The organism is Actinophytocola sp. (assembly GCF_036002505.1).
GTDB lineage: Bacteria > Actinomycetota > Actinomycetes > Mycobacteriales > Pseudonocardiaceae > DASYTH01.
In genome coordinates this window covers 1-11031 of sequence record NZ_DASYTH010000165.1, presented here as the reverse complement: position 1 = coordinate 11031, position 11031 = coordinate 1, and the positions used below count along the sequence as shown (strand labels likewise).

Below are 11031 nucleotides of genomic sequence, written 5' to 3'. Positions count from 1 at the left end.
CAGGCTCGGGGCGACGACGATCGCGTGCACGTCGGCCGGGATCTCGACGCCGTCGTCCACGGTCAGCTCCACCCGCACGGTGTCGCCCTGCGGTGTGACGGTGTCGATGTGTCCAATCGAGACACCGAGCACCTTGACCTCGGAACCGGCGTACACCCCGACGGTCTTCTCGAAGTACGCGGTGAGCTTGGTGCCCGGGTTGCGCATGGTGAGCCACCAGAGCGCGACCAGCACCAGCGCGAGCACGCAGGCGAACGCGACCACGGTGGCGGCGCGGCGGTTGAACCGGGTCCGCATGATCATCGCGAGCCTCCCGGAGTCAACGGGACCTCGCAGCCCTGCGGGTTGATGTCGAAGATGCCGACCTTGGTGGGCGGCGGCACGAGCCCGCAGATATAGCCGTCGAACCACCGGCCGTTGCCCACCACGTTGTTGAAGATGCGGGCGAACGGGGCGAGGTTGTGCAGGCCCTGGCTCAGGTTGTCCTGGTTGCGCTGCAGGATCGTGGTCACCTTGGCCAGCTCGTCCATGGCCGGCTTGAGCTGTTTCTGGTTGTCCGCCACCAGTCCCTCGAGCTGGGCGGCGAGTTTCTTCGTGCCGTCGAGCAGGGCGGTGACCGCGTCCTTGCGCCGGTTCAGCTCGTCGAGCAGCAGCGTGGCGTCGGCGAACAGCTTCTGCAGCTGGCTGTCCCGGTCCGCCACGGTCTTCGACAGCGCCGCGGTGTTGCTGAGCAGCCTGGCCAGCTCAGTGTCGCGTGTGGACAGTGTGGCGGACAGCTGGGACAGGCCGGTGAGCGCGTCGCGCATGCTCTGCGGGGTGTGCGCGAACGTCTCGGAGATGACCTGGAAGCTCTGCGCGAGCTGGTTGGTGTCGATCTTGTCAACGGTGCGGGAGAGCTGGCTCACCGCCGGCACGATGTCGAACGGGGCCACCGTGCGCGCCCGGGAGATCACGTCGTTCGGGTTCTGCGGATGGTCGCCGAACGAGGTGACCGCGAGGTACTTGTCGCCGAGCAGCGTCTTGATCTGGATGGAGACCGTGCTCTGGTCCCCGACCGCGACGTCCCGCAGCTTGAAGTCGACCAGCACCTTGTTGCGCGCCAAGCGGACCTTGCGCACGTCACCGACCTTCACGCCGGCCACCCGGACCTCGTTGCCCGGCTTCAGCCCGGCCGACTCGCTGAACTCCGCGGTGTACGTGGTGCCGCCGCCGATGATCGGCAGGTCGTCGGAGTTGAACGCGGCCAGCACCGCCAGCACGATCAGCACCAGCGCCACGAAGCCGACCGTGGCCTGGTTGCGGTCCTTCATCCGTTTCATCAGGGCCCGCACCTCTCCGGCATCGGCGTGCCCGGGGCCGGCAAGCCCGGAATGTCCACGACGATGCCGAGGCTGGAGATGCCGACCCGGCCGGACGCGCTGCACAGGAAGTAGTTGAACCAGCCGCCGTAGCTGGCCACCCGGTTGATCGCGTCGACCTTGCCGGGCAGCGTGCGGAGGAACTTGTCCACGGTGTCCCCGTTCTGGGCCAGGTTCGCGGACAGCTGGCCGAGCGCGGCGATGTCGTCCTTGAGCGCCGGTCGCGCCGAGCTCAGCAGGCCGGCCGTGGAGTCGGTCAGCTCGCCCAGCGCGGTGATCGCGTCCCCGATGGGTTGGCGCTGCTCGGCCAGGCCGGTGGAGAGCTGCTGCACGGTGTCGATCAGCCCGGAGAGCTCGGTGCTGCGCGCGTTCACGGTGCCCAGAACGTTGTTCAGATTGTCGATCACCTGGCCGATCACCTGGTCCCGGCCGGCGATCGCGGTGGTGAGCGAGGCGGTGTGGCCGAGCACGCTGTCGATCGTGCCGCCCTCCCCCTGCAGTACCTGGATCAGCTCGCCGGCGAGCTTGTTCACGTCCTCCGGGTTGAGTGCCTGGAACAGCGGCTTGAACCCGTTGAACAGCAGGGTCAGGTTGAGTGCGGGCGCGGTGCGGGTCAAGGGAATCGTGTCGCCCGGCCGCAGGATCGCGTTGGGGTCGCCGCCACCACCGACGGCGAGCGAGATGTACCGCTGGCCGATCAGGTTACGGTACTTGATGGTCGCGGTGACGCCCGCCGGCAACCGGCGCGCCGCCTCGACCTCGAAGTGCACGTCCGCCCACTTGTTGCCGACCAGGCCGATCGAGTTGATCTGTCCAATGCGGACACCGGACATGCGGACGTCGTCGCCCACGTTCAGCCCGGTCGCGTCGGCGAACCGCGCGGTGTAGTCGCTGGTGCTGCCCACGTTGCTGTTCGCGATGGTCAGCCCGAGCAGTGTGGTGAGCGCGATCGTGACCACCGCGAAGATCGTGATCTTGATCAGCGGAGCGAGCAGCCCTCTCATCGCAGCTCCACCTCCGCTCCCCGGAACAGCGGCCCCACCAGCAAGGCGCTCCAGCCCGGGACGTCCTCCGGCATGACCCCGAGCGAGGGCGCGAGCAGGGCCGATAGGAGGTCACTCTCCGCGGGTGAGTTGGCCAAAGACTGGGGGGAGGTGGGCTGGTAGTCCTGCGGCCGGTCGGACTTCGGCGGCGGCGGTTTCGACGAGCCGTCCTTGAGCGGCCCGCCGGGCGCGTACTGCGGGAACCGGCCGGGCGGCTTGGCCACCGGGTAGCACTTCGGCCCACGCTTGTCCTCGTAGCGCGGAGTGTCCACACCGGGCACGTACTTGCCGCGGCTGGAGGTGATCTCGATGGTCACCCGGGACACGTTGGGGTGCGCCGAACCCTTGCCGAACGCGATGTCCGCGGCCGGGATCTCGTCCACGAGCTGCTGCAGCAGGCACGGGTACTCGGGCGCGTATTTGGCCAGCACGGCGAGCGTCGACTGCGCCGTGGAGCCGAGGCTGATCAGGTTGTTCTTGTTGGCGGCCAGGAAGTTCGTCAGGTCGACCGACGCCGTGGTGAGCGTGGCGAACAGGTCCTCCAGCCCGATCCGTTGCTGGGCGATGGTTTCCGTCGTCGTGGTCAGATCACTGAAGGCCTGCAACAGATCCGGCGCGGCCTCGGCGTAGGTGTCCGCCACGGTGGCGAGTTTCTCGATGTTCGCCCGCAGATCCGGCAGCGCCGGGGTGAGCTGCGACAGGTAGGAGTCGAGCTGCACCAGCGTGTCGCCGAACTGCTTGCCGCGGCCGGCCAGTGCGGTGGAGATCGCGTTGAGCGTGGCGGCCAGCTTCTCCGGCGCGACGGACTGCAACACCGGCATGACGTCGTTGAGTACTTTTTCGATCTCGATGGCGGTCGTGGTGCGGTCCTGGGTGATCACGTCGCCGGCGGCGATCGGGCGTGCCGGTTTCTCCGGGGTCTGAAGTGCCACATAGCGTTCGCCGAACAATGTCTTGGGCAGCAGGCGCGCTGACACGTTGGAGGGGATCTTGTTGACCAGACTGGGATCCAGCGCGAGGTAGAGCAGCGCGCGGTCGCCGGTGGGCTCGATGCTGCGCACTTCTCCGACGATGAGACCGCGCAGCTTCACGTCGGCGTGCACCGGCAACTGGTTGCCGACGTGGCTGGTCTCCAGCCGCACCAGCACGATCGAGGTGAACGACTTGCGATAGAAACCGATCGCCAGCGCCGCCAGCAGCCCGACGATCACCAGGAACACGAGGCCATAGAACTGGTACCGGACCGGCGCGCGGGCGTTCATCCGGCGATCCTCACCGTGGTGGTGGCACCCCAGATCGCCAGGCTCAGGAAGAAGTCCAGCAGCATCTGCAGCACGATCGCGGTGCGCACCGCCCGGCCGACCGCGACCCCGACACCGGCCGGACCGCCGGACGCCGTGTAGCCGTAGTAGCAGTGCACCAGGATCACCACCACGCTGAAGATGATCACCTTGAGGAACGACCAGAGCACGTCCCCTGGAGGTAAGAACAGGTGGAAGTAGTGGTCGTAAGTGCCGGCCGACTGCCCGTAGAACCACACCGTGACCTGCCGGGACGCCGCGTAGGAGCCCAGCAGTCCCACGATGTACAGCGGGATCACCGCGCCCACCGCGGCCAGCACCCGGGTGGTCACCAGGTACGGCACGCTGGGAATGGCCATCACCTCGAGGGCGTCGATCTCCTCGGAGATCCGCATGGCCCCGAGCTGCGCGGTGAAACCACAGCCGACCGTCGCGGACAGCGCGAGCCCGGCGGCCAGCGGCGCCACCTCGCGGGTGTCGAAGTAGGCCGCGACGAATCCGGTCAGCGCCGACGTGCCGAGCTGGTTCAGCGCCGAATACCCTTGCAGGCCAACGATGAGCCCGGTGAACACGGTCATCCCGATCATCACGCCGAGGGTGCCGCCGATCACCGCGAGCGCGCCGCTGCCGAAGAACACGTCGGACAGCAGCCGCAGCGTCTCCCGCGGGTAGTGCACGAGCGTGCGCGGAACCCAGGCCAGCACCCGCACGTAGAACGCCAGCTGCTGGCCGAGCGTGGCCAGCCCCTCCTGCGGCGCACGCGCGACCACCGCCGCGCGCTGCACGGCGACCGGTCGGGGTCGGGCTTCCAGGGCCGTCATCTAGGGCCATCACCTCGCAAGCTCGGTGATGGCTGGCCCTGCCACCTCGTTCCTCGGCGGCAGGGCAGTGTTGGATGGTTCGCTCGCAAGCTCGCTCACATGCCTTTCGGCGGGACGATCTGGAGGTAGATGCCGGTGAGCACGACGTTGATCAGGAACAGCAGCAGGAACGTGATCACCACCGTCTGGTTGACCGCGTCACCCACGCCCTTGGGCCCCCGGCCGGGGTTCAGCCCGCGGTAGGCCGCGACGATCCCGGCCACGAAGCCGTAGATCACCGCCTTGATCTCGCTGATCCACAGGTCCGGGACCTGGGCGAGGGCATTGAAGCTGGCCAGGTACGCGCCCGGAGTGCCACCCTGCATGACCACGTTGAAGTAGTAGCCGCCGACCACGCCCACCACGCTGACCAGCCCGTTGAGCAGCGTGGCCACGATCATCGCGGCCAGCACCCGCGGCACGATCAGGCGCTGGATGGGGTTGACGCCGAGCACCTCCATCGCGTCGATCTCCTCGCGGATCGTCCGCGAGCCGATGTCCGCGCACATCGCCGAGCCGCCGGCGCCGGCCACCAGCAGCGCGGTGATCAGCGGCGAGGCCTGCTGCACGATGGCCAGCCCACTGGCCGCGCCGATGAACGACTGCGCGCCGATCTGCTGGGTCAGCGAGCCGAGCTGGAGCGCGATCACCGCGCCGAACGGGATCGACACCAGCGCGGTGGGCAGAATCGTGACGCTGGCGAAAAACCAGCACTGCTGAACAAGCTCCCGGACCTGAAACGGGCGCCGGAACGTCAGCCGGGCGACGTCGACGCCGAGCGTGGTCAGCCGGCCCACCTGGGCAAGCCCACGAACGGCGACGTTTGACCCCGCTTCAACGGTCATATCTGGAAAACGACCATCGGACGATCAGGTTACCGAGAGCGCGTGGCTGGCGGTGGCGCCGCCGTCGGCCACGAACTCGGCTCCGGTGCAGTAGGAGCTCTCGTCGCTGGCCAGAAACACGATCAGGCTGGCGATCTCCTCGGCCTCCCCGACCCGGCGCAGCGGCAAGCGCTTGCCGACCCGGGTGAGGTCCACGTTGATGCCGCCCAGGGCGGTGGGCAGCATCTGCGTGTCGATCATGCCTGGGTGCACGGAGTTGACCCGGATCCCCTTGCCACCCAGCTCGAGGGCGGCCACCTTGGTCATGCCCCGGATGGCGAACTTGCTGGCGGTGTAGGCGACCAGGGTCGGTGCGGCGGCGAGTCCCTCGATCGAGGAGGTGTTGATGATCGAACCGCCACCGGCCGCGATCATGCCGGGGACCACCGCGCGCATGCCGAGGAACGTGCCGATCTGGTTGACTCGGATGACCCGCTCGTAGTCGGCGAGCTTGGTGTCGGCCAGCGGTGCGAAGTGCAGGATGCCGGCGTTGTTCACCAGCACTGTGACCTGGCCGACGGCGTCGATCGTCGCGGCCCATTCGTCCTCTTCGGACACGTCGAGATGCTGGAACTGCGCGGCGTCGCCCAGTTCGTCGGCGAGCTGCTTGCCTTCGTCGTCGAGGACGTCGGTGATGATCACCCGCGCGCCCTCTTCGACGAAGCGGCGCGCCGTGGCGGCGCCCTGACCGCGCGCTGCTCCGGTGATCAGCGCTGCTTTCCCGTCCAGCCGTCCCAAAAGATCACATCATCTCGTCGGTCAGCGGCATGAGCACGGTCTTCAGCTCGGTGTAGGCCTCGAACGCGCTCTGCCCGCCCTCCCGGCCGAGGCCGGACTGCTTGAACCCGCCGAATGGCAGGTGCGGCTCGATCTGGAACCCGTTGATCCCGATCGTGCCCGCCCGAAGCCTGCGCGCCAGCCGGAAGGCGCGGCGAGCGTCCGTTGTGTACACACCGGCGCCGAGTCCGTACTCGGTGTCGTTGGCCAACCGTACCGCCTCATCTTCGTCGGTGAACGGCACGACCGCGAGGACCGGGCCGAACACCTCCTCACGGGCGATCTCCATGCCGTTGTCCACGTCGGCGAACACCGTCGGCCGCACGAAGTTTCCGGCGGCCAGGTCGCCGTCCGGCCGGGTGCCACCGGTGACCAGCCGGGCGCCGCCCTCCTGGGCGCGCTCGATGAACCCGAGGACCCGCTCCAGCTGCCGGGTGTTGATCAAGGGGCTGGCCAGCACGCTCGCCTCGAACGGATCCCCGTAGGTGATCATGCCGGCGAGCATCTCGGCGGCGCCGAGGAACTGGTCGTAGACGTCCCGGTGCACCAGCGCGCGGGTGTGCGCCACGCAGGCCTGGCCGGACAGGCCCATGGTCACCGTGCCCATCGTGGTCATCGCGGCCAGGCCCACGTCGGGGGCGTCCGGAAACACCAGCGTGGGGCTCTTTCCGCCCAGCTCCAAGGAGACCCGCTTGAGCGTGCCGGCCGAGGCCTCGACGATCCGCTTGCCGACCGCGCGGCTGCCGGTGAAGCTGATCTTGTCCACCAGCGGGTGGGTGATCAGCGCCTCGCCGGTGGGGTCGCCCGGGCCGGTCACCACGTTGATCACGCCGTCCGGCAGGCCGGCCTCGAGCAGCAGCTCCACCTGGCGCAGCACGGAGAACGTGCAGTACTCGCTGGGTTTGAGCACGATCGTGCACCCGGCGGCCAGCGCCGGCGCGACCTTCTGCGCGAACAGCAGGAACGGCGCGTTCCACGGCAGGATCGCGGCCACCACGCCGATCGGCTCGCGGAACGTCATGGCCAGGTGGTCACCGCCCTGGTACGGCGGGAGGGTCTGGCCGCCGACCTTGTCCACCCAGCCGGCGTGGTGGTCGAACACGTCGGCGGCGCAGTCCACGGAGGGGGCGTAGATCCCGCCGAAGGACAGTGGAATGCCGTTGTCCAGGGCCTGCAGGGCACGCAGCTCGTCGGCGTGCTGGCGGAGCGACTCGGCGTAACGGTGCAGGAGGCGAATCCGTTCGCCGGCACGGGCGTGCGGCCACGGTCCCTCGTCGAAGGCGGTCCGGGCGGCGCGGACCGCCGCGTCCACATCGGACACCGTGGCGACCGGGAACTCGCCGATGGCCTCGCCGGTCGCCGGGTGCTGGTGGGTCCAGGTAGCGCCGTCCGCCGCGGCGCGCCAGGTGCCGGCGACGAGGAGCTGGCCATCCTTGAGGCCGATCTCGTCGCGGTGCGCCTTCAGGGTGAGCGTCACAGTTCCTCCCTTGTCGCGAACGTCCACTGTGGATCACGCTCGGCGAAGTAGTCTGCCACCGCGGAGGTGGAGTCGAAGCGCTGCTCGATGGTGGGCGGGGCCACGAGCCCGACCTGGCCGCCGTAGACGATGAACACCTGACCATTGATCGCATCGGCTTCGGGGGACGCCAGGAACGTGACGAACTCCGCCACATGGTCGACCGACCACGGATCTGGCCCGTCCGGGGCGGCGCCGAACACCGGGATCGTCATCGCGGTCCGGGCGCGCGGGCAGATGGCGTTGGCCCGCACCCCGTAGCGGTCCAGCGAGCGGGCGGCGGCCACGGTCAGCGCAGCGATCCCGGCCTTGGCGGCGGCGTAGTTCGGCTGGCCCGGAGCGCCCATCAGGAACGCCTCGGAAGAGGTGTTGACCAGCCGGCCGTAGACCGGTCCACCGGCCAGTTTGGACTGATCACGCCAGTAGGTGGCGGCGTTGCGGGACAGCAGGAAGTGGCCGCGCAGGTGCACCCGGACGACCAGGTCCCACTCCTCGTCGGTCATGTTGAACAGCATCCGGTCCCGCAGCAGCCCCGCGTTGTTCACCACGATGTCGAGCGAACCGAAATGGTCGACCGCGAAGGACATCAGCGCGTCGGCGGTCGACCGCTCGCCGATGTCCCCGGTGACGGCGACCGCCTTGCCGCCCAGGGCCTCGATCTCATCGGCTGTATCCATTGTGGACAAGTCGTTGACGACCACGCTGGCGCCCGCCGCAGCCAAGGCAACTGCTTCGGCGCGGCCCAGCCCGGCGGCAGCGCCGGTGACGATCGCGACTTTTCCTTCGAGTGCGGTCATTCGAACGTGACGATCTGGCGGATCAGGGTGCCGGGGCCGCGGAGGGCGTCGAGCCCGTCGTTGATCTCGTCGAGGGTGATCCGTTTGCTGATCATGCCGGCGAGGTCGAGCCGGCCCTCGCGCCACAGACCCAGCAGGCGCAGGTAGTCGCGCCGGACGGTGGCACCGCCGTAGAACGAGCCGAGGAGGCGCTTGTCGTGCAGGAACAGCTCCTGCGCACTGAACTCCACCATCGCGTCGGCCCGGCCGGCGCCGACCACCACGACCGTGCCGCCGCGCCGGGCGTTGTCCCAGGCGGAGCGGATCGTGGCCGGGATGCCCACCACGTCGAAGGCGTAGTCGAAACCCATGCTGCCGGCCAGCTCCGCGTTCAGCGCGGCCAGGCCGTCCGGCGTGGTGGCGTGCGTCGCGCCGAAGTGCCGTGCCGTCCCGTGCTTGTCCAGCACCGGATCCACCGCGATGATCTGCGCCGCGCCGGCCAGCCGCGCGCCCTGGATCACCGAGACGCCGACGCCGCCGCAGCCGATCACGACCACGGTCGAGCCGGGCTCCACCTTCGCCGTGTTGATCACGGCGCCGACCCCGGTCATCACGCCGCAGGCGACCAGCGCGGCGATCTCGAACGGGATGTCCTCGGCGATCTTCACCGCGCCGGCGGCCGGGATCACCAGCTCCTCGGCGAACGTGCCGAGGCCGGCGTAGCCGAACACCGGCGTGTCCCCGACCCGGAACCGGGGCGTGGTGAACGCGGCGATCGCGTGGATGGCGCACAGGTGGGGTTGCCCGCGCAGGCAGTTGGGGCAGCTGCCGCACGGCGGCACGAACGTGACGATCACGTGGTCGCCCACGGCGAGCGTGTCGACGAGGCTGCCGATCTCGGTCACCACGCCGGCGCCCTCGTGGCCGATGATGCCCGGCGCCAGGGCCGGCAGCGTACCGTCCATTGCGGACAGATCACTGTGGCAGACCCCGGTGGCCTTCACCCGGATCCGGATCTCGCGGGGCCCGACGTCCGCGGTGCTGACGTCGTCTCGGAGCTCGAGCTTGGTGTCCCCGATCTGGTTGAGCACGGCCGCTTTCATCAGGGGCTCTCCTCGTCGAGCGTGCCACGGGCGGTTCGCGACCAAGACTAGAACGTGTTCTCATTGAGAGCAAGCACGACGTAGACTGCCAGCGCAGACACCCTTGAGAACTGGTTCCAGGAGATCGCATGCGGATCGCGTACACCGAGGAGCAGGAGCGGCTGCGCCGCGAGTTGCGGGCCTACTTCGCCAGGCTGATCACGCCGGAGCGGCGGGAGGCGCTGACCGAGACGGGCGGTGAGTACGGCGACGGCGCGGTGTACAAGGAGGTCGTCCGGCAGATGGGCATTGACAGAATGCTGGTGCTGGGCTGGCCGGAGGAGTACGGCGGGCAGAACCGCTCGATGCTCGATCAGCTGATCTTCACCGACGAGGCGGCGCTCGCCGGGGCGCCGGTGCCGTTCCTGACCATCAACACGGTCGGCCCGACGATCATGAAGTTCGGCACGCCCGAGCAGAAGGCGTTCTACCTGCCGAAAATTGCCGGCGGCGAGGTGCACTTCTCCATCGGCTACTCCGAGCCCGAGGCCGGCACCGACCTCGCGTCGCTGCGCACCCGGGCGGTCCGGGCCGGCGACGAGTACCTGATCAACGGCCAGAAGATGTGGACCAGCCTCATCCAGTACGCCGACTACGTGTGGCTGGCCTGCCGCACCGACCCCAAGGCAGCCAAGCACAAGGGCCTGTCGATCCTGATCGTGCCGGTCGACGCGCCCGGCTTCTCCTGGACGCCGGTGCGCACGATGGCCGGGCCGAGCACCAGCGCCACCTACTACTCCGACGTGCGGGTGCCGGTCACCGCGCTGGTCGGCCAGGAGAACAAGGGCTGGCCGCTGATCACCAACCAGCTCAACCATGAGCGGGTCGCGCTCACCTCCGCGGCGCCGGTGCACATTGCCCTGGGCGAGGTGCGGGAGTGGGCGCAGGCGACGAAGCTGCCCGACGGCCGGCGGGTCATCGACCAGGAGTGGGTGCAGATCCACCTGGCCCGGGTGCACGCCAAGGTCGAGTTCCTCAAGCTGATCAACTGGCGGATCGCCTGGGGCGTCGGCCAGGGGCTTAGTCCGGGGGGCGGCCCCCCGGCCGGGGGTCTGGGGGCTGGGCCCCCGGTCAACGCTGTCCATGCCTCGGCCACCAAGGTGTTCGGCACCGAGTTCGCCACTGAGGCCTACCGCCTGCTGATGGAGGTCCTCGGCCCGGCCGCCTACGTGCGGGCCGGCTCGCCGGGCGCGGTGCTGCGCGGGCGGATCGAGCGGATGCACCGGTCCTCCCTGATCCTCACGTTCGGCGGCGGCACCAACGAGGTGCAGCGCGACATCGTGGCCGCGCTCGGTCTCGGCCTTCCCCCGGCCAAGCGGTAGTGCGATGAAGGGGGCCTTCCTCTCGCCCCGCGCGAGAAAGGCCCCCATCATC

The 11031-nt window shown here is 69.1% G+C and carries 11 protein-coding genes; 1 reads left to right on the top strand and 10 read right to left on the bottom strand.

The window, feature by feature from the left end:
• The 10 genes from VGR06_RS14385 to VGR06_RS14340 form a co-directional block, all read right to left on the bottom strand.
• Positions 1–303, bottom strand: a 303-nt coding sequence (locus tag VGR06_RS14385; protein WP_327559567.1) for an MlaD family protein, incomplete at its 3' end; no start/stop codon positions are given.
• Positions 300–1319, bottom strand: coding sequence for an MCE family protein (locus tag VGR06_RS14380; protein ID WP_327559566.1), 1020 nt, complete (start codon positions 1317–1319; stop codon positions 300–302). The genes VGR06_RS14385 and VGR06_RS14380, both read right to left, overlap by 4 nt.
• A complete protein-coding gene (locus VGR06_RS14375) occupies positions 1319–2362 on the bottom strand; it encodes an MlaD family protein (protein ID WP_327559565.1) in 1044 nt (347 codons plus the stop codon). The genes VGR06_RS14380 and VGR06_RS14375 overlap by 1 nt, the downstream gene beginning before the upstream one ends.
• Complete coding sequence (locus VGR06_RS14370) at positions 2359–3663, bottom strand: MCE family protein (protein WP_327559564.1); 1305 nt, start codon at positions 3661–3663, stop codon at positions 2359–2361. Before VGR06_RS14370 ends, VGR06_RS14375 begins: the two co-directional genes overlap by 4 nt.
• Complete coding sequence (locus VGR06_RS14365; protein ID WP_327559563.1) at positions 3660–4523, bottom strand: ABC transporter permease; 864 nt, start codon at positions 4521–4523, stop codon at positions 3660–3662. The genes VGR06_RS14370 and VGR06_RS14365 overlap by 4 nt, the downstream gene beginning before the upstream one ends.
• Positions 4524–4618: 95 nt before the next feature.
• A complete protein-coding gene (locus tag VGR06_RS14360) occupies positions 4619–5407 on the bottom strand; it encodes an ABC transporter permease (RefSeq protein WP_327559562.1) in 789 nt (262 codons plus the stop codon).
• A 24-nt stretch (positions 5408–5431) separates the two neighbouring features.
• Complete coding sequence (locus VGR06_RS14355) at positions 5432–6184, bottom strand: glucose 1-dehydrogenase (protein WP_327559561.1); 753 nt, start codon at positions 6182–6184, stop codon at positions 5432–5434.
• 4 nt (positions 6185–6188) lie between these two features.
• Positions 6189–7700 (bottom strand): aldehyde dehydrogenase family protein, encoded by a 1512-nt coding sequence (locus tag VGR06_RS14350; RefSeq protein WP_327559560.1) that lies wholly within the window; start codon positions 7698–7700, stop codon positions 6189–6191.
• On the bottom strand, positions 7697–8536 hold the full coding sequence (locus tag VGR06_RS14345; RefSeq protein WP_327559559.1) for a 3-oxoacyl-ACP reductase: 840 nt from the start codon (positions 8534–8536) through the stop codon (positions 7697–7699). The genes VGR06_RS14350 and VGR06_RS14345 overlap by 4 nt, the downstream gene beginning before the upstream one ends.
• Positions 8533–9618: an alcohol dehydrogenase catalytic domain-containing protein gene (locus tag VGR06_RS14340; protein WP_327559558.1), complete on the bottom strand. Its 1086-nt coding sequence runs from the start codon at positions 9616–9618 to the stop codon at positions 8533–8535. Before VGR06_RS14340 ends, VGR06_RS14345 begins: the two co-directional genes overlap by 4 nt.
• 128 nt (positions 9619–9746) lie before the next feature.
• On the opposite strand from VGR06_RS14340, the gene VGR06_RS14335 reads away from it, so the two are divergent.
• Positions 9747–10979: an acyl-CoA dehydrogenase family protein gene (locus VGR06_RS14335; protein ID WP_327559557.1), complete on the top strand. Its 1233-nt coding sequence runs from the start codon at positions 9747–9749 to the stop codon at positions 10977–10979.
• The last annotated feature ends 52 nt before the right edge of the window (positions 10980–11031 follow it).

Excerpts from the sequence above, each read along its gene's own strand:
- VGR06_RS14380 (WP_327559566.1), bottom strand. The coding sequence starts at position 1,319 with ATGAAACGGATGAAGGACCGCAACCAGGCCACGGTCGGCTTCGTGGCG.
- VGR06_RS14375 (WP_327559565.1), bottom strand. The coding sequence starts at position 2,362 with ATGAGAGGGCTGCTCGCTCCGCTGATCAAGATCACGATCTTCGCGGTG.
- VGR06_RS14370 (WP_327559564.1), bottom strand. The coding sequence starts at position 3,663 with ATGAACGCCCGCGCGCCGGTCCGGTACCAGTTCTATGGCCTCGTGTTC.
- VGR06_RS14365 (WP_327559563.1), bottom strand. The coding sequence starts at position 4,523 with ATGACGGCCCTGGAAGCCCGACCCCGACCGGTCGCCGTGCAGCGCGCG.
- VGR06_RS14360 (WP_327559562.1), bottom strand. The coding sequence starts at position 5,407 with ATGACCGTTGAAGCGGGGTCAAACGTCGCCGTTCGTGGGCTTGCCCAG.
- VGR06_RS14345 (WP_327559559.1), bottom strand. The coding sequence starts at position 8,536 with ATGACCGCACTCGAAGGAAAAGTCGCGATCGTCACCGGCGCTGCCGCC.
- VGR06_RS14340 (WP_327559558.1), bottom strand. The coding sequence starts at position 9,618 with ATGAAAGCGGCCGTGCTCAACCAGATCGGGGACACCAAGCTCGAGCTC.
- VGR06_RS14335 (WP_327559557.1), top strand. The coding sequence starts at position 9,747 with ATGCGGATCGCGTACACCGAGGAGCAGGAGCGGCTGCGCCGCGAGTTG.